Annotated in this window: 10 protein-coding genes, 1 tRNA gene and 3 pseudogenes; 11 read left to right on the top strand and 3 right to left on the bottom strand. The window is 37.6% G+C overall.

Going from position 1 to position 19,128, the window contains the following annotated elements:
- Window positions 1-151 precede the first annotated feature (151 nt).
- Together AC1M85_RS08520 and AC1M85_RS08515 are read left to right on the top strand one after the other, a co-directional pair.
- The gene (locus AC1M85_RS08520) at window positions 152-916 is read left to right on the top strand and encodes a glutathione S-transferase family protein (protein ID WP_481589873.1); all 765 of its coding nucleotides are present in this window, start codon (window positions 152-154) and stop codon (window positions 914-916) included.
- A gap of 113 nt (window positions 917-1,029) precedes the next feature.
- Complete coding sequence (locus AC1M85_RS08515; RefSeq protein ID WP_035264497.1) at window positions 1,030-1,500, top strand: Lrp/AsnC family transcriptional regulator; 471 nt, start codon at window positions 1,030-1,032, stop codon at window positions 1,498-1,500.
- A 76-nt stretch (window positions 1,501-1,576) separates the two neighbouring features.
- Here AC1M85_RS08515 and AC1M85_RS08510 read toward each other — a convergent pair whose 3' ends face one another.
- Both AC1M85_RS08510 and AC1M85_RS08505 read right to left on the bottom strand, forming a co-directional pair.
- Window positions 1,577-2,326, bottom strand: a complete 750-nt coding sequence (locus AC1M85_RS08510) for a YebC/PmpR family DNA-binding transcriptional regulator (protein WP_035264495.1) — start codon at window positions 2,324-2,326, stop codon at window positions 1,577-1,579.
- Window positions 2,327-2,433: 107 nt separating this feature from the next.
- Window positions 2,434-3,000, bottom strand: coding sequence for a 1-acyl-sn-glycerol-3-phosphate acyltransferase (locus AC1M85_RS08505; RefSeq protein WP_171076734.1), 567 nt, complete (start codon window positions 2,998-3,000; stop codon window positions 2,434-2,436).
- A 329-nt stretch (window positions 3,001-3,329) separates the two neighbouring features.
- Here AC1M85_RS08505 and AC1M85_RS08500 point away from each other — a divergent pair.
- Window positions 3,330-3,406, top strand: a tRNA-Ile gene (locus tag AC1M85_RS08500).
- Between the two features lie 189 nt (window positions 3,407-3,595).
- Here AC1M85_RS08500 and AC1M85_RS08495 read toward each other — a convergent pair.
- Window positions 3,596-4,526: pseudogene (locus AC1M85_RS08495) on the bottom strand (IS5 family transposase).
- 230 nt (window positions 4,527-4,756) lie between these two features.
- Between AC1M85_RS08495 and AC1M85_RS08490 the strand changes: the two are divergent.
- The 8 genes and pseudogenes from AC1M85_RS08490 (at window position 4,757) to AC1M85_RS08455 (ending at window position 18,988) form a co-directional block, all read left to right on the top strand.
- Complete coding sequence (locus tag AC1M85_RS08490; protein WP_488212886.1) at window positions 4,757-6,514, top strand: ShlB/FhaC/HecB family hemolysin secretion/activation protein; 1,758 nt, start codon at window positions 4,757-4,759, stop codon at window positions 6,512-6,514.
- An 11-nt stretch (window positions 6,515-6,525) separates the two neighbouring features.
- Window positions 6,526-7,041, top strand: a complete 516-nt coding sequence (locus AC1M85_RS08485; protein ID WP_481596953.1) for a toxin-activating lysine-acyltransferase — start codon at window positions 6,526-6,528, stop codon at window positions 7,039-7,041.
- Window positions 7,042-7,076: 35 nt separating this feature from the next.
- Window positions 7,077-15,146, top strand: a complete 8,070-nt coding sequence (locus AC1M85_RS08480; RefSeq protein ID WP_488212885.1) for a two-partner secretion domain-containing protein — start codon at window positions 7,077-7,079, stop codon at window positions 15,144-15,146.
- Window positions 15,146-15,703, top strand: a complete 558-nt coding sequence (locus AC1M85_RS08475) for a hypothetical protein (protein WP_481596955.1) — start codon at window positions 15,146-15,148, stop codon at window positions 15,701-15,703. Before AC1M85_RS08480 ends, AC1M85_RS08475 begins: the two co-directional genes overlap by 1 nt.
- Window positions 15,704-15,847: 144 nt before the next feature.
- Window positions 15,848-15,970 (top strand): annotated as a pseudogene (locus AC1M85_RS08470) (transposase); the annotation flags it as partial.
- A gap of 174 nt (window positions 15,971-16,144) precedes the next feature.
- Window positions 16,145-17,926, top strand: a pseudogene (locus AC1M85_RS08465) (VENN motif pre-toxin domain-containing protein); the annotation flags it as partial.
- Entirely contained in the window at window positions 17,926-18,288 is a 363-nt protein-coding gene (locus AC1M85_RS08460) for a hypothetical protein (RefSeq protein WP_488212884.1), read from the top strand. The pseudogene AC1M85_RS08465 and the gene AC1M85_RS08460, both read left to right, overlap by 1 nt.
- Before the next feature lie 40 nt (window positions 18,289-18,328).
- A complete protein-coding gene (locus AC1M85_RS08455; protein WP_488212883.1) occupies window positions 18,329-18,988 on the top strand; it encodes a VENN motif pre-toxin domain-containing protein in 660 nt (219 codons plus the stop codon).
- Window positions 18,989-19,128: the final 140 nt, after the last annotated feature.

Genomic DNA, 19,128 nt, shown 5'->3' with positions numbered 1-19,128 from the left:
TTGCTAAACATTTATAATTTAACGGATTCATATTTCCAAAAATAACAATTTAAGTTGCAATTGATGCATTATCACATTGTGTTTTGGCATAGGGTTGCATAAAGTAAGCAAAACAATAAATCCTATGATTGATCAAGACTTCGGAGATTTTATGCGCATCCTTTACCAGTTTCCTTTATCTCACTTTTGTGAAAAAGCTCGCTGGTTACTTGATCATAAGGAATTGGATTATGTTGCTCAAAATATGATTCCGGGCGTACATCGTGCATTCGCAAAATTAAAAACAGGTCAAAATTCTCTACCGATATTACGTGATAAAGAAAAGTGGATTGCAGATTCAACCCAAATTGCCCTGTATTTGGATGATGTTTATCCAGAGCATTCATTGCTCAGATCAGATTTAAAGTTAAGAAAAAAAGCACTTGAAATTAATGACCTGAGTAATCAATTGGGTGTATCAGTGAGGCGCTGGGGGCTTGCTCAAGCTTTATCTGAAAGCGATGAGCCGCTAGAAATCATGATTGGTGAAAAAGGATATCTGAGAAAATTTCAAAAGATCAGTAAGCCACTTATTAAAACTTTAGTTTCAACCAGCTACCAACTTGATGATGAACAAGTTGCGCTTGCTAAAGAAAATATGCATGAAATTATTTTGCAGTTAAACGATCAATTGATTCAGAATCAAGCTCGATATATGGTGGGAGATCGTTTGGGTTTGGCAGATATCGCCGTTTGTTCAATGCTTGCTCCACTACTTGAGATCTCTGGTACACCTTGGGAAAGAGAATATCATCAGCCAGTTTCATCTGAATTTGAGGACTATCAAAATCAATTGCTTGATTTACCAATAGGGCAATATGTCAAACGTATTTATGCCAACGAACGAAATGCGCGGGTAGATTGGCGCGGGATATAACAGAGCATATTTTCTATTAAGTTGTCTGATTGGTTAATTTATTTTCATTTTAATCGATATTTTTGAAAAAATAACGCATAATCATTTTATGCCATGAAAATATTGAGAAGAAGATGGAATTAGATCGTTACGATAAACAAATTTTAGAAATTCTTACACATGAAGATTTGAATCTGAACGAGCTTTCGGAGCGTATTAACCTGTCTGTAAGTTCAGTGCACCGTCGTATTAAACATCTCATTGAAACCAATATCATGACGAATTTAAAGCGTGATATTAACTATCAAAAATTAGGGTTTAATTTACATGTGTTGTTACAAGTATCATTGAGTAAGCATGACTCAGATACTTTTGCAAAATTTTTAGATGAACTTAAAAGTATTCCTGAAGTGATCAATGCTTTTTTAGTCACAGGGCAATCTGCTGATTTTATTATAGAAGTTGTTGCTCGTGATATGGAAAATTATAGCCAGATTTTGTTACAGCGCATTGGTAAAATTGATCATGTTGTGGCATTGCATTCAAGCTTTGTCATTAAAGAATATGATGTATTTAACTGTCATGGTTTATTGAGTAAAGCATAATTCAAGCTTGCAAAAAAAGACGCCTTTCAATTAAAAAAACGCACCAGAAGGTGCGTTTTCTAATTCTGAATATGGATTAAGCATCCAATTGCGCTAAAACTTCTTCAGAGAATTCAACGTTGGTATATACGTTTTGTACATCATCTAAATCTTCAAGCATATCAATCATTTTCATGATTTTTTTCGCTTGATCGATATCTGTGATTTCTGCTTTAGTTGAAGGGTTCATCACCACTTCTGCATTGTCAGATTTTAAACCTGCAGCCGCTAAAGCATCTTGCACTGTTCCAAAAGACTCAGGTGTGGTGATCACAAGAATTTCATCTTCTGTCACCTCAATGTCTTCTGCACCAGCTTCCAACGCAACGTCCATAATTTGGTCTTCTAAAGAAACATCTTCAAAAGTAATTTCGCCACGTTTAGTGAAAAGGAAAGCAACAGAGCCGTTAGTACCTAAGTTACCATCTGTTTTAGAGAAGCAGTGACGAACATCTGGTACTGTACGGTTTAAGTTATCAGTCATTGTCTCAACAATAACGGCTACACCACCAACACCATAACCTTCGTATGTGACTTCTTTTAAATCATCATTGTCTTCACCACCAGCACCACGCTGAATGGCACGGTTGATGACATCACGAGTCATGTTAACGGACAATGCTTTTTCAACAACTGCACGAAGACGTGGGTTGCTTGCTGCATCTGGACCACCGAGTTTTGCAGCTGTAACAATTTCACGAATATATTTTGTGAAAACTTTACCACGACTAGCATCTTGTTTAGCTTTACGATGCTTAATATTGGCCCACTTGGAATGACCCGCCATGCGAAATATGCTCCTTGTAGATTGGCCTTATGCCTAATCAAATCTGCGAAATTCTACCATAAGGGCTTTTTTTTAATAAAGACCCTTATTTTAGCAATTGTTCAAGATCAGGCTTTATTCTTAGGTTCAGGAATAATAATGTCTAAACCTGTATGTTCCTTATAAAGTTCCTGAATCAACTTCAAATCATGATCCAACTCTGATGGCATGATTTTGCCAAAAATTCCGCCTTGTTTGGTTTTTTGGTTTACAAACAAGAAAACGATAGGAACGTTTGCGGCTTTTGCGATATGCCAAAAACCGGTGCGGATCGGTTTACGTTGTTCACCATTTTTCGCACGAGTCGCTTCAGGCGCAATCACGAGATTAAATTTGTCATTGGAGTTGAAGAGTTCAACCATTTGAGCCACGATATCTTTATTTGAGTGACGGTCAACTGGAATACCGCCAACCCCTTCTAAAATTGGCTTAAAAGGTCCTTTGAATAGTTCTTTTTTAATTAGTGTGTGAATCGGGATATCATGGATTTGAAACAGAGCGATTGAGAGTACAGCATCCATCATCGTGGTATGTTCAAAACCGATAATGACTTGTTTATCACCAAGCACATTCGGTTCAACATGATATTTGACACCAGCAAGTTTAAATGCCATTTCGGCAATGTGTTTTTTCATGATTCACAGAGATATTTGAATTTTATATGGCAGAGTTTCTTACTTCATTTTAAAAAATTCAATCCCTTTAGTGATAAATTATAGAAAAATGGACTACTAAATTTAGATTTTCTCTGCAAACTTTACATCCTCTACGCTTACCGAAAATTCATAATTTTTCACATATTTGTGACTGAAATTCTAAAGATGACCAAGATTGTACGTGATTTGCAAACTGCGATGAATAAATTTTGGTCAAGCTGAAGATAAAAAAAATGAAAAACCTTGTTTTTGAATTTGATATTGGCTAGTATTCTGATTCTCAAATACTTGAGAAATCAGTATTTATAGGGCCTATAGCTCAGTTGGTTAGAGCAGCGGACTCATAATCCGTTGGTCCACAGTTCAAGTCTGTGTGGGCCCACCAAATTTTATAATCATATGCATTCATATGAAATCCAAACCCTTAATTCTAAAAGAGTTAAGGGTTTTTTATTGCTTTGTGTAACGTCATATAACTTCATATGGGAACACGCTCTGTGTATCCTTGTTTGTATCCTAAATGGCTTTGTTGCACAAAGATTTGAAAGGCAAAGTGCCCCTAATTGAGCCAACTTTAAGGCGTAACTTGGGTAAGTGGTCGACCTAATTCCGTAAATCTGTTGAGGACTGCTACACGTGCGTGAACCTCATTGACTTGGCTATCAAAGCTCCTTGCACTGAATTTATCTCCTAATAATTTGATGCAGTGCATTTTAGTCTCAACCAAACTTCGCCGATGATAGCCTGACCATTTTTTCCATAGAGTCCTACCTAAACGATTAACTGTTTGAAGTAATTCATTTCGCTCTAGCGAGCTGCTCTTTGTATCTTTCCATGGTTTCGCATTTTTTCTAGGTGGAATCACCGCATGCGCTTGCCGATCTGCAATGGCCTGACGGCATTGCTTAGTGTCATAAGCTCCATCGGTATAAACAGAGTCAACCTGTTCATCTTGTGGAATCTGATCAAGTAAATCACCTAGTACCTGTGAATCACTGATATTATTGGTTGTGAGCTGTATAGCACGTATTTGAAAGGTTTCAGCATCTATAGCAATATGTAGCTTACGCCATTGGCGACGATATTCAGGTCCATGTTTCTTGCGTTTCCATTCGCCCTTACCTAGAAATATCAAGCCTGTAGAGTCCATGAGTAGATGCAGCCCATAGCTACTTTTTTGGTAGCTGATTGCAATATCAATATACTTTTGTCTTCTACAAAGTGTACTGTAATCTGGCGCTGTCCAATTTAATCCGCAAAGTTTAATCAGACTTTGCACAAAGCCAGTGACCATACGTAAAGACAGACGAAATAAGGATTTAATCATTAAGCAGCATTGGATGGCTGCGTCGGAGTAGGTTTTATTTCGTCCTTGTTTGCCTTTTGATAGAGCATACCATTGCGTAGTAGGATCAAACCAAATGGCAATATTTCCGCGATTAATGAGTGCTCGGTTATATGCGGGCCAATTGGTTGTGCGGTAGATTATGTGTAGGCTTCTTCATTTGAAAATTATATGGCTGAAGAAGCCCTTAAGAATAGCTTTCTGCAACAAAGCCCCTCTAAGCTAAGAATATTTTAAAATGATGCTATTACGAATAAAAATCAATTAAAGCTTTAAAATTATTATAAGAATCATTTGATTATAAATATCTATTAAACAAAGGGTTTACAGATGTTGTAAAATAAACTTTTAATTGTTAGATTTATCGCAAATTTAATACAAAGTGACAACATGTTTACAGAAAAATTATTGTTCAAGGGGATACTTCTAAGTATTGGTGGAGGGATATTTATTTCATCTGCACATGCACAAAATTTTGACCCTGCGATTGATGGACTTATACGAAATCAAGAACGCCAAGCAGAATTAGAAAAAATCATACAACCTTCGGCAGATGTAAGTTTAGATGCTGTACACCAAAAAGAAAGCTTGAAACTTCACGAAATAAAAGAAGAAAAATGTTTTGATATTAATGAAGTAAAACTAAATGGTGAAATGAGTGATAAGTTTAGTAAATACTTAACACAAGCTTTAAAAGAACTCGAATTTAAGTCTGGCATGTGTATAGGTGAGCAAGCTGTTAATTTGCTCATGACTAAAACACAAAACATCATTATTGGTCGTGGCTATACCACAACACGTATTTTGGTAGCCCCGCAAAACTTAAGTACGGGTACGTTAGAACTGACTGTTATTCCTGGTTTGGTTCGAGAAATCAAACTCGATTTAAGTGATGAAGATAATACCCGCGCCGGCCGAATTCAATATGCGAAAAACATATTCCCAATTAAAAATGGTGATGTGCTGAATCTACGAGATTTAGAACAAGGCTTAGAAAATTTAAAACGTGTGCCTACTACAGAGGCTGATATTCAAATTGTCCCTGCTGATGCACCGAATCAGAGTGATGTCATCGTCAAATGGAAACAAAGAAAAATTCCAATCCGTGTGACTCTAAGTGCGGATGATGCAGGAAGTCGCCAAACAGGTAAATATCAAGGTAATATAACAGTCTCGTTAGATAACCCTTTATTCCGAAGTGATTTATTTTATATCACAGTTGGTCGCAACTTAGCGGATCAACAAAAAATCACAGATCAGCATGGTACGACTGTAGAAAGTGGTACTAATAACTATGCACTGCATTACTCAGTACCGTATAAAAACTGGCTCATTAGTGCTAATGCAAGCCAATACAACTACGACCAAGCCGTTGCCGGAGCGAATAACGTCTATAACTACAATGGTGAAAGTAAAACACAAGATCTAGGTGTAACACGATTGTTATATCGCGATGCGAAAAGAAAAACTTCAGCAAGCTTTAAAGGTTGGCATCGAGAATCAAAAAGCTTCATTGATGATGCAGAGGTGAGCATTCAAAGACGTGATGTTTCAGGCTGGCAATTCAATATAGATCATCGAGAATATATAAAATCATCGGTACTTGATTTGAGTCTTGGGTATAAACGCGGGACAGGTGCTTTTAGTGCTTTACGTGCCCCGGAAGAAGCCTTTGATGAAGGTTCTTCACGCATGAAAATTTGGACATTAGATGCCAATCTAAATGTCCCATTTCAATTTGAAAAACAAAACTATAACTACTCCAGTTCAATCAGAGCACAGTACAACGATACACCATTAACCATGCAAGATCGTATGTCAATTGGTGGGCGTTATACAGTACGTGGTTTTGACGGGAACATGACTTTAGCTGCTGACCGTGGTTATTACTGGCGTAATGATTTAGCGATGTCAATTTTCCCAGCACACCAATTTTATATTGCATTAGATGCAGGGCATGTCGATGGACAGTCAGCAGAATTGATACTGGGTAAAACCTTAATTGGTGGTGCAATGGGTTTCAGAGGACAGTTCAAAGTCGGTGGGAATTTCTATTATGACGTATTTGCAGGTAAGCCGATTAAGAAGCCTGAGTACTTTCAAAATTATGACATGAACTATGGTTTTAGTGTGAATTACTCATTCTAGTTGAGGCCATTATGAAAATTGGAAATATTAGTTTAATTGCACCATCACATTACCCTCATGAGCATTGGAGTGAAGCTGAAGTATTGGGTTCATTGATGTGGTTATGGCAATACGTGCCCAGCTTAAAGGATGCACCCTTAAGTTACTTAATGACGAGAGTTGTGCCTTATATACAGAATAAGCAATTTGTTGTGTGTGTTGAAAATGGTCGAGTCATTGGCTATGTCAGTTGGGCATTTTTAAATAATGAAACTGAAAAAAAATATATACAAAGCCAAGGTCTACCGTTGTCAATCAATGAAAGTAACAGTGGTGATCGTTTATGGATTATAGATTGGTTTAGTCCATTTGGCCGTAGTAAAACAATGAAGAATCTAGTCGCACAACAACTGTTTCCTAAAAATGGTATGAGATCGCTTTATCACAGAGGTAGAGAGACAGGTTTAAGAGTTATGACATTCAAAGGCGATTTAATGAGTGAGCAAGATTTTAACGATTGGCAAAACAAATACGCACTTGCTGAATAATTTATTTAAAAGATTAAAGAATAGGTAATTGAAAAATGAATAAGAACTTTTATAAAACGATTTTCAGTAAAACACGTGGTGAAATGGTCGTTGTTGCAGAAAATGTGTCTGCAGAAGGACAAACAAGTAATTCAAACATCACACATTTAGAGCTAGACACAGAATCTACAGCTGAAAAAAGTTTAGGCTTAAAAGTTCTATCATTTTCCATCATGCTTTTGACGGGCGTTGCAAGCATTGGTATGACCACAGATTTAGCAGAAGCCAATGTGATTGCAGACCCAAATGCAGCAGGGAATCAAAGACCGACGATTATTAACAGCGCTAATGGTACCACCCAGGTGAATATTCAAACGCCAAGCCAAGCTGGTGTTTCAATGAACCACTACGAACAATTTGATGTGAATAAAAATGGGGTGATCCTCAATAACAGCCGTCAAAATGCTCAAACGCAATTGGGTGGTTATATCCAAGGTAACCCTTGGCTTGCAGTCGGTGAAGCTAAAGTCATTGTGAATCAAGTTAACTCAACCAATGCCAGTCACCTTAATGGCTATATTGAAGTGGGTGGACGTAAAGCCGATGTAATTATTGCCAACCCATCTGGAATTAATGTTGATGGTGGTGGATTCATCAATGCTGGTGCAGTTACGTTAAGTACGGGTAATCCGTTACTAAATAATGGTGCGGTTACAGGCTTTCAAGTTCGCGATGGTTTAATCAATATTACAGGACAAGGATTAGATACCAGTACAGCAGACTACACGCGTTTACTTAGTCATGCAGCACAAATTAATGCAGGTGTATGGGCAAAAGACTTGCAAATAGTCACAGGTCAAAATGACATTGATGCACAAAGTAATATTAAAAGTATAGGTAATGCAAGCAGCGGTACAACGAACAACACACCAAAATTTGCCATAGATACAGGTAGCTTAGGGGGAATGTACGCAGGGAAGATTAGCCTGATTAGTACAGACAAAGGTGTGGGTATTAATAATGCAGGGCAAGTGTTTGCTTCTGCTGGCAGTATTAAAATTAGTGCAGATGGACAACTACAAAACAGTGGTTCAGTTGTTGCACAACATAAAGAAGATCCTCAACAAGCAACATTAGATATTCAAGCTACAGAGTTAAATAACAGTGGCAGTATTTCGAGTTTGGGTAAGCAAAGCATACAAACGACAAACCTGAATAACACTGGTTTGATAGCAACTTCTGGTGAATTGAATATTCGAAATAAAGAAACCATTCAAAACCAAGGCGAACTCAATGCAGGTCGTGTTGATCTAGAAACAAAAGATCTGAAGAACAGTTCAGGTAAAGTTGTTCAAACAGGCTTACAGGACTTAGCGATTGATGCAAAAACACTTAACAATAAAAACAAAGGCTTAATTGGTTATACCGAAATTAATCAAGACACAGGAACAAACCCTAGTACAGGCACAGGTGGTGGAAATACAGGTGGCTCAGGTGCAGAAACAGAAGCCCCAAGCACTGCGACAGGCGGCGGTAGTACCAGTTCAGCCAATTCGTCTATTACAGCGAGTTTTGCCCAAGGTAAAATTAAGGCGGACAGCATTGAAAATGATGCAGGGAAAATCACGGCAAATGGTGGGGTAAGTTTAACGCTCAATCAAGGTTTGGATAACAGTGATGCGACATTAAACTTAAATACTTTGAATGTTCAGGGACAGCATTTTAAGAATAATCACGGTGTGATTACAGCACAAGATGCCAGAGCTAAAACAAAAGATGTTGATAACACTACAGGTAAAATTCAAGTCGTTCAGCACCTGAGTATTGAGAGTGAACAACTTAAAAATACACAAGGACAAATCCTTACGGGTAAAACATTAAGTATTCGTACAGGTGACCTAAATAATAACGAAGGTGAGCTTCTTTCATCACAAGATTCAGACATTCAAGCAAATGATGTTCAGAATACAGCAGGTAAAATTTTAGCGAATCAAAATGTAGCGATTGATGCAACATCAATTACAGCTGATGGGCAACTCAGTGCAGGCAATGATTTAAAGCTGAAGTTAAAAGAGAGCTTCACGACGAAAAATAAAATTGAAGCAGGAAACAATTTAAAAATTGAGACTGTGGGTAATTTGGTAAATACAACAGAATTACAAGCAGGATCAAAATTAGAACTTAAAGCCAGTGATATTGATAATAAAGATACAGGTAGAATCATTGCCAATAACGGTACCCTTATTCAAAGTGAAAACTTAACCAACCGTGGTGAAATTAACAGTAATGGTCAAACATTAGTTGAGCTGACGAGTACTTTAAATAATATTGGCACAGGTCGTATTTATGGTGACCATGTTGCAGTAGCTGCAAATAAAGTGCTCAACCAAGAAGAAACTGTTGATGAAACAATAGCTGCTGTGATTGCAGCACGAGATCGATTAGATTTGGCAGCGCAAGATATTGTCAATAAAGAAAAAGCATTGATCTCAAGTGAAGGCAATATGGTGATTGCTGGCACTTTAGATGAAAACAAACATGCGGTTGGACAAGCACAAAGTATCAATAATAACAGTGCTAAAATTGAAGCAGGTGCCGACTTAACGATTTCAAGTCGATTGTTGAGAAATACCAATGAGCATTTGCAAACTCAAATAAAAGAAGTTGATCGTCAATATATAGTTGAATATGAAGCACAGGGGCAGAATCAACGCTATCTAGAAGGTAGCCAAGCTGAACTAGGTTGGAAGATTGGCAATGATGAGTCGGATCATCTTGTGACACCAGATGGTCAATGGCATGAAAATTGGCATCGCTATAATTACGAAAAAATTAAAGACCAAACACAAGTTGTAAATTCTGCCCCTGGTCAAATCCTCGCTGGAGGAAATATTAAAATTACGGGTGACGTATTATTGAATTCGGACAGTCAAATACTGGCTGGGGGATTACTAGATGTTAAGGTTGGTGATTTAGACAATCATGAAACATTAGGTCAAACAATTATACGTGATGAGGGAACTTTAACAAATTTTTGGAGAGATCATAAAAAAGGCACGGATGTAACAGGGTCAAATACTTCTGCATATAGACCTGCACCAATGATTACAGAGTTAAATTTAGGTGTGTTGAGTTATCAAGAACATGTTCAGGGATTATCAACGACGAATCCTAATACCCAACTTAATACAAATTCAACACTTGAAAATGATATTACGGTTCGCACAATTGATGTAAATACGTCTTTACCAAGTAGTAGTTTATTTAATACTAATCCAGCTAATCCTGAATATTTAATAGAAACTGATCCAGCTTTCACAAATTATAAAAAATGGCTAGGCAGTGATTATATGCTCAAATTATTGAGTTTAGAACCTCAAAATCTGCATAAACGTTTAGGCGATGGTTACTATGAACAAAAAATCACGACTGAACAAGTGAGTCAGTTAACTGGTCGACGCTTTTTAGATGGTTTCAATAGCAGTGAAGAACAATTTCAGCAACTGATGCTGAATGGCGTAACAACTGCACAACAGATGCAACTTAAAGTCGGTATAGCTTTAAGTGCAGAACAAATTGCTAACTTAACTAGTGATATTGTTTGGTTAGTTGAAAAGCAGGTCACTTTGAATGATGGACGTGTTGAAACTGTACTGGCTCCCCAGGTTTATGTAAGGTTGCAGAATGGAGATATTAATGGCAATGGCGCATTACTAGCAGGCAGTAATACCGCCCTGAATGTTGAAAATAGTCTTGTTAATAGCGGTACAATAGCAGGTCGAAATGCACTAGTGATTCAAGCAGATGGTATCCAAAACCTCGGTGGACGATTAACAGCAGATCAGCTTTCGGCTAAAGCTAAGAAAGATATTAATAATTTAAGTGGGACCATTGATGCTAAGCAAAAGTTATTCTTAGATGCTGGTGAAAATATCAATATTGTCACTGAAACCAATACAACAGAAAGTGATCAGGGTTCAAACACGCATTTAAACCGTCAAGCTGGTGTTTATGTAACAGCTAAAGGTGGACAAGGCATACTTGCATTAAATGCAGGAAAAGATATACAACTCAATGCTGGTGTTATTACAAATGCCAGTGAAGAGGGTATTACACAACTTAATGCCAAAAATAATATTAACTTGGGAACGACACAAGTCAGTCAGAAACAACAAAATATTAAAGATTCAAATAATTATATTAAACGTAGTGAGTCTGGAGAAATTGGTAGTCAGATTCAGGCAAATAACGATATTCAGCTTAATGCAGGAAATGATATTAATTTACGTGCATCTGAAGTCAATAGTGCAACAGGGAATGTTGTTGCTCAAGCACAAAATATCAATATTGAATCTGGTGAATATACAAAAGTTGCTGATGATGCTTTAAAAACGAAGAGTAAAGGCTTTGCGAGTACAACGACTCGAATATTCAAGGACAGCTCTGAACAAACACAAGCTGTAGCTAGTGTCATTGGTGGTGAGAATATTTACTTAAATGCTGAAAAAGATATCTCTGTAAAAGGTAGTCATGTTATTGCAGATCAAGATACCAATTTAAGCGCAAAAAATAACATAAAAGTGGAGTCGGCACTTACTCAGTCTACTGAAGAGAGTTTTTATAGTAAGAAAAAATCAGGACTATTTAGCAGTGTTGGTATAGGTGTTACTGTAGGTCAGATAAAAGAAAGTACAGATAACAACAATCAACAATTCACAAGCAATGCTTCATCAGTTGGAAGTTTGGCTGGTCATACAAACATTATCGCTGGTAACACCTATCAACAAACGGGGAGCACAGTATTAGCACAAGAAGGTGATGTAAATATCTTGGCACAACGTGTCAATATAGAAGCAGCCAACGAGCAAAATATCAATGATTATAAGCGTGAAATGGAACAAAAAGGCTTAACACTTGCTGTAAATGTGCCAATCGTGCAACAAGTTGAATCTGTTTTAGATTCATCAAAACAAGTGGGTCAAAGTAAAAATGATCGTGTTAATGCAATGGCAGCAGCCAATGCAGGCTTCGATACCTACAAAGCAGGACAGTCCATAGGCAAATTAAATGATGTTCTTACTGGCTCTGCTACTTTGAACCAATCGGTAGAAGTTGGGGTGAGTTTAACCTATGGCGAACAAAAGAGTGTAGAAACAAGCCATACACAAAGTAATACAGCTGCTCAAAGTAAAGTGAGCGCTGGAGGCACAACAAACATTGTAGCAAGTGGTGCAGGGGGAGATTCCAACATTAATATCCTTGGTTCTGATGTTGTTGGATTGAAAGGTACCCACTTGGTAGCAGATAACGATGTCAACATCAAAGCCGCTGAACAAAGTAGTATTGAACAATCAAATAACAAGAGTTCAGGCTGGAATGCAGGTGTAACCATCAGCAACCAAACAGGTTTGGGTGTTACGGCAGGTGGGAATCTTGGAAAAGGCAAAGGCGATGGCACTGATACAAGCTATGTCAATAGTCATGTCGGTTCAAAAGACAGTTTAACGACAATTAGCAGCGGTAATACAACCAATATTATTGGTGGACAAGTTCAAGGTAAGGGCATCCAGATAGATGCCAATGAACTGAATATTGAAAGTTTGCAAGATACTGCAACATATAAGAGCAAACAACAAGATATTTCAGGTCAAATCAGTGTTGGTACCAATGGCGGTAATGCATCGGGTAGCTTTAGTAAGTCGAATGTTGATGCCAATTACGCCTCAGTCAATGAGCAATCAGGGATCTTTGCTGGAGATGATGGTTACCAAATCAATGTGAAGACTAATACTGATTTAAAAGGTGCTTTGATCACATCGACGCAAAAAGCTGAAAACTTAAAAAATAATAGTCTAAATACAGGGACTTTGACTTATTCAAACATTCAAAATAACAGTGAATATGATGCTAAAGGGATTTCACTGAGTGCTGGATTAAATGCGACTAAATCTGATCAGGGTAAACCTGGTACTGTCATATCAGCGCCTGAAAAAATTGATCAACATGCTTCCACAATCCAAGGTGTAAGCAAGTCGATTGGTTTTGGTTTGGACAGTGATAAAGACAGTAGTGTGACGCAAAGTGGTATTAATACGTCTAATATCACGATTAGAGAAACAGTTCGTCAAGAAGAGCTGACAGGAAACTCTGCTGAGCAGATCAAGTCAGAAATCCTCACACATGTCACAACAGATACGGCACGTGAAAACAGTGGCGCATTGCAAAATAACTTTGATCGAGATCAAGTTAAAAGCGAAATTAATTTACAAATGGATGTGACGAAGAAGTTTGATGCGAACCGCCAAGAAGTACGTACTGAAATTAATAAAAATTTAGATGAAGCTAAAAAAGCCAAGGAAGCAGGAACACTGAGTCAAGCTGAGTTCGACAAGAAACAGCAACAACTTCAAACCTTAGGAATATTAGTCGATAGCATTTCAGCAGGCTTGTCAGCCCCAACGAGCAGTGGCTTAGGTATAGCAGCCGCAACAGTGAGTCCTAAGCTTAGCTATGAGATTGGGCAATATTTCAAATCCAACAATAGTGAAGGAAGTGCAGCGCATATTTTAGCGCATACTGTATTGGGTGCGGCAGTTGCAGCAGCAGGAGGCAATAATGCACTGGCTGCGGGTATTTCTGCAGGTGGAGCAGAAGCATCAGCACCTCTACTAGCTAAATATCTGTATGGTAAAGAATCACAAGATTTAACAGCTGATGAGAAAGGAACGATTAGTGCAATCACTGGTTTGGTTGCATCTGGTGTAGGTGCAAGCACTGGTGAGGTGGCTTCGACTGTGCAAAGTGGGCAAGTGGCCCAAAATGCAGTGGATAATAATTACCAGACCAGAGCTACTCTTAAAGCTGTGAATAAACATCTGCAAAAATGTAGTGCGAATGATAGAGCTTGTATTGAGCAAGGAATTTCAATATTAAGAAAGACCGACCAAATGCTTGATAAAGCTTTCAATAAGTGTGTGCAAAAAGCTGATGCTGCTTGTGTAGAACACCATTTAAAAAATATTTTGGCAAGTGATGTTTCACCGGAAATGAAAGAGATTGAACAACAGCTAAGAAGACTAAAAGTTTCAATTGAAGCAAAAGGGCTTCTCAATGAAACTAGTGGATTTTCAATACAAGCAACGAAGCAATTAGATTTCTTGAGATATGCACAAAGAAGTTGCCAAAACATGACGTATGGTGCTTGCAGTACAAAATATAATGGTTTAAAGCAAAGCGCAGCAGAAAAAATATTGATTCCAGCAAAATCAGCTGTTTTAGATTATATGGTAGGGGAAAAACCAAGAACAGGAGCAAGTTACTATATTGCTGGTTTTGGTTATGTTGCGACAGAAATATTTTTCCCTGAAAGTGCAACAGATCTAGCTTTAATGGCAGTAGGTGGTGGAACAGCTAAAGGAGTCAGTCTAGCCAATAAGGAGGCAAAAGTAGCAGATGGTTTAATTCAGCGACAAAAAATTGAGAATAACGCTAATGTGGAGAATCCTAGTTTTGGAGACTCATCAGTACGTGACTTTCAATCCGGTACAACGTATAGGGCGGAAAATATTAATGCTGGACAAGTAACAGATAGAGATGGATTAGTACGAGTAAATGAAAATCTTATTGGAAATAATCCAAAAACATTGAATGATCAACAGGTTGGTGGTAGTTATCATCCTACAGGTTATCCAGCATGGAAAGCAGGCACAACTGTAACTGATCGAAGAGTAATTCAATCCGAAAAAATGCGAATGGTGATTGATGAAGTTCAATACTCTAACATGGTAGAAGCTATCAAAAAAGGAGAAAATCCGGCACAGAAATTAGGTGGTTGGGCGACAAAAGAACAGGTTAATTCTGTTGCAGATATGCGAAATAAACTTGCAATAACTGAAGAGTTTAAGCCTAGTATTAATGAATCATCTGGTAAGCCAAATAAATTTTATGTGGTTGAATTTGAAGTACAGCCAAGTGTGGGTATACGAGAAGGAAGAGCAGGCTCTATGTATGATTATAAGACTGGTAAAACTCTACCAGGTAATGCTCATCAGATTAATTTCGTAGATAAATCTCCTTACACGAACCCTGAGCTATTTAAAATTAGCTCGACAAGAGAGATTAAATAATGAAAACAATACAGAAAGTAATAGAGACAAATGTTTTTGAAAATGGAGAAATTTATGAATTTATGAATTATCCTGAATATGATTCTGATATTTCGCTCAATATTTTTAATAATTTATTATTGAAGAATGAGCAAATTACTGCTTTAGAAAAAAAAATTATTTATAGTGATGGTAGTGAGTATATTTTACCTATTGCGGAGAGTGTTCATGTTTTATTAGATTGTAAATGCTTTTTGATTATTTTTAATAACCAGCCTTCTAAGTTAAGTAAAAAAATAGAATATCCTTGGTACTTCTTAAGACCAAACAACGCTGCTGTATACAATTCGGATGGTAGTTTAAGACATCAATTAATTATTCCAAAAGATCTAATCAACTTAACTAAGATCGGAAAAGAAGATTGGTATATACATTCTCCTTATTATGGTGATTTTCCTAATTTTCAAGGGTTTGGAGTAATGGTTACTAATGATTTGTATTGGCCTGATTTGTGTTTTTGTATATATGATGGTACACCGAATTTAATTTGGACAGAATATACTCAAGCGCGACGATGATATTGTGTAACGGATTTAAAAGGGTATTTCTTGAAAACCCATTCAGTTGAAGATGCAAAGTATGATATTTTTTGATTGAGTGATTAGCCGCCTATTTTATAGAGACCTTTTAGTTAGATAAAATGGCAAATCAACGAGGTGCTTATGAGCAATAAACCATACCCTGAAAAATTTAAAATTGAAGCAGTAAAACAGGTCACAGAGAAAGGTCATAGTGTTGCTGATATCACATCACTTTTAGGTATAACTACACATAGTCTTTATGCATAGATTAAACGCTATGATCCACAGCAGCCCAAGATCACAGAATCTAATGATCCAAGTGCATAATTAACAAATTTAAAAAAATAACTGCAATGACTCAGCGAAGAAAGGGCTATATTAAAGAGGTCGCGGTGTACTTGGCGAACCAGTCCAAATGAGGTACGCCTTTATTCGGGACAATATGATGCTAAAGGGATTTCACTGAGTGCTGGATTAAATGCGACTAAATCTGATCAGGGTAAACCCGGCACTGTAATATCAGCGCCTGAAAAAATTGATCAACATGCTTCCACAATCCAAGGTGTAAGCAAGTCGATTGGTTTTGGTTTGGACAGTGATAAAGACAGTAGTGTGACGCAAAGTGGTATTAATACGTCTAATATCACGATTAGAGAAACAGTTCGTCAAGAAGAGCTGACAGGAAACTCTGCTGAGCAGATCAAGTCAGAAATCCTCACACATGTCACAACAGATACAGCACGTGAAAACAGTGGCGCATTGCAAAATAACTTTGATCGAGATCAAGTTAAAAGCGAAATTAATTTACAAATGGATGTGACGAAGAAGTTTGATGCGAACCGCCAAGAAGTACGTACTGAAATTAATAAAAATTTAGATGAAGCTAAAAAAGCCAAGGAAGCAGGAACACTGAGTCAAGCTGAGTTCGACAAGAAACAGCAACAACTTCAAACCTTAGGAATATTAGTCGATAGCATTTCAGCAGGCTTGTCAGCCCCAACGAGCAGTGGCTTAGGTATAGCAGCCGCAACAGTGAGTCCTAAGCTTAGCTATGAGATTGGGCAATATTTCAAATCCAATAATAGTGAAGGAAGTGCAGCGCATATTTTAGCGCACACTGTGTTGGGCGCGGCGGTTGCAGCAGCAGGTGATAATGATGCACTCCTTGCAGGAGTAACTGCGGGTGGAGCAGAAGCATCAGCACCGTTACTTTCAAAATATTTGTATGGAAAAGAAGCCAAAGACTTAACTGCAGATGAGAAAGGAACGGTAAGTGCGATTACTGGTTTGGTTACATCTGGCGTGGGTGCAAGTACTGGTGATGTGGCTTCGACTGTACAGAGTGGTCAATTAGCTCAGAATGCGGTAGAAAATAATGGATTTTCAATTATTGATGAGAATTATGGGCAGGTAGTTAAAGAAAATACTAAAGAGAAATTTTCTTGTCCAACTGGATATATCTGTCCGATACCTGAGAAAACCATAGGTGAAAAGGGCTTATTGGTTATTAATGATTTAACGATTAGACAATTGGCTGCTGCTTTAGGTGCGACATACGATCCTTTAACAGGGGATTTTATTACTCCAAAAGAAAGACAAGATGCTAAAGTTGCCATGCTTGGCTTAGGTTTCTCAAAGACACTCAATGGGCCAATTAAATTAACTGATGAAGCATTTGAGAATATTGGGAAAAAATATGGTAGTGACATTACGAAATTATTAAAAGAACCTGAGGCAGATTTTGCTGGTCGAATTCCTGTTCGACCTAGAGATGGCTATACTGAAGTTGGTACAAACCAAATTGATACACCTTTAGGGAAACATTTAATTGATGCGACAATTAATAAAAAATCCAAAGTAATTTCTGGAGGGCATAATGCTGATATTTTTTATGATGTCCTTAAGAGTAGTGGTGGGAAAGTAATTGGTAATCCAAATCAAGTCACAAAAGGTATCTCTGATATTAAATATCAACTACCAAATGGAAGAGTTGAGACAAAAACAGTTTATGATCCGAAAGTGTACAGTGATAAACAAATGGCAACGATGGCAAATGAAGCAGCGGCAAAAGCAATTGTAAATTATGGGGTAAATGGAAATAAAATACAGCATGTAATAGTGAATGGGATTACTTTTAGAGTACCGATTAGCTCATATAGAGGGGCTAATTATGTTCCATCAGCATTCCCTATAAACCCTACTTCTAGAGGAGTTAATTAATGATAGGTTATATTAATGAAGAGGGCTCTTCAGCAGATCTAATGCCTTTGCTTTGGTGCTTGGGTTTTGGAATAATAGGGGGACAAGACCTAGAATATTATTTGAGAGGTATTATAGGTAAAGATCCTATGGAGCCTGTTGGAGGTGATCCTGGTTGGAGTTTAGTTCCTGAGTTACAAGAAGATGGTACAACCATTTATTGTGCTTGGGTTCATGAAATGATGGGTTTAGAGCCGAATGAAGGTGATTATGAAGAAATTATTGTAAAGTTCTATATCCGGCAAGGATTAGAAAATGTTTTAAAAGAGCAACCAAATAGAAGCGTAGAAATTGAAAAAATATTCAAAAAGTACAGTTTATAAAAAGCTAGACGAAGCCTAAAAAGCTAATGAAGCAGGAACATTGAGTCAAGCTGAGTTCGACAAGAAACAACAACTTCAAACATTAGGCATATTAGTCGATAGCATTTCAGCAGGATTATCAGCTCCGACTAACAGTGGCTTAGGAATAGCAGCCGCAACAGCAAGTTCTAAACTCAGCTATGAGATTGGACAATATTTCAAATCAAATGATAGTGAAGGAAGTGCAGCGCATATTTTAGCGCACACTGTGTTGGGCGCGGCGGTTGCAGCAGCTGGTGGAGCAGAAGCATCAGCACCTCTACTAGCTAAATACCTATATGGTAAAGAATCCAAAGATTTAACAGCAGATGAAAAGTCAACGATTAGTACGATTACAGACTTAGTTGCTTCAGGTGTTGGTGCTACTGCTGGAGATGTAGCGAGTACAGTGCAGAGTGGGCAGGTTGCGCAGAATGCCGTGGAGAATAATTATCAAACCAGAGCTACTCTTAAAGCTGTAAATAAACACCTTCAAAAATGTAGTTCGAATGATAGAGCATGTATTGAGCAAGGAATTTCAATATTAAGAAAGACCGATAAAATGCTTGATAAAGCCTTCAATGATTGTGTGCAAACGGGTAATTCTGCTTGTGTAGAACAACATCTAAAAAATATTTTGGCAAGTGATGCTTCACCAGAAATGAAAGAAATGGTGAAATAATTATAACGATTAAAAATATCAGGACAGGTTACAGGCTTATTAAATGACACCATTGGTTACACAAGTCAAGCAATAAAAGATATAGAAGCCGTCCGTTCAGGTCAGGATGTAGGTTCCGTCAGTGGTGCTACTACAAATTT

Source organism: Acinetobacter sp. 24-47-64, assembly GCF_057737055.1.
The sequence above is the reverse complement of the archived record's forward strand: the minus strand, read 5'-3'. Positions and strand labels throughout refer to the sequence as shown.

Excerpts from the sequence above, each read along its gene's own strand:
- AC1M85_RS08485 (WP_481596953.1), top strand. The coding sequence starts at position 6,526 with ATGAAAATTGGAAATATTAGTTTAATTGCACCATCACATTACCCTCAT.
- AC1M85_RS08515 (WP_035264497.1), top strand. The coding sequence starts at position 1,030 with ATGGAATTAGATCGTTACGATAAACAAATTTTAGAAATTCTTACACAT.
- AC1M85_RS08510 (WP_035264495.1), bottom strand. The coding sequence starts at position 2,326 with ATGGCGGGTCATTCCAAGTGGGCCAATATTAAGCATCGTAAAGCTAAA.
- AC1M85_RS08460 (WP_488212884.1), top strand. The coding sequence starts at position 17,926 with ATGATAGGTTATATTAATGAAGAGGGCTCTTCAGCAGATCTAATGCCT.
- AC1M85_RS08480 (WP_488212885.1), top strand. The coding sequence starts at position 7,077 with ATGAATAAGAACTTTTATAAAACGATTTTCAGTAAAACACGTGGTGAA.
- AC1M85_RS08475 (WP_481596955.1), top strand. The coding sequence starts at position 15,146 with ATGAAAACAATACAGAAAGTAATAGAGACAAATGTTTTTGAAAATGGA.
- AC1M85_RS08505 (WP_171076734.1), bottom strand. The coding sequence starts at position 3,000 with ATGAAAAAACACATTGCCGAAATGGCATTTAAACTTGCTGGTGTCAAA.
- AC1M85_RS08520 (WP_481589873.1), top strand. The coding sequence starts at position 152 with ATGCGCATCCTTTACCAGTTTCCTTTATCTCACTTTTGTGAAAAAGCT.
- AC1M85_RS08490 (WP_488212886.1), top strand. The coding sequence starts at position 4,757 with ATGTTTACAGAAAAATTATTGTTCAAGGGGATACTTCTAAGTATTGGT.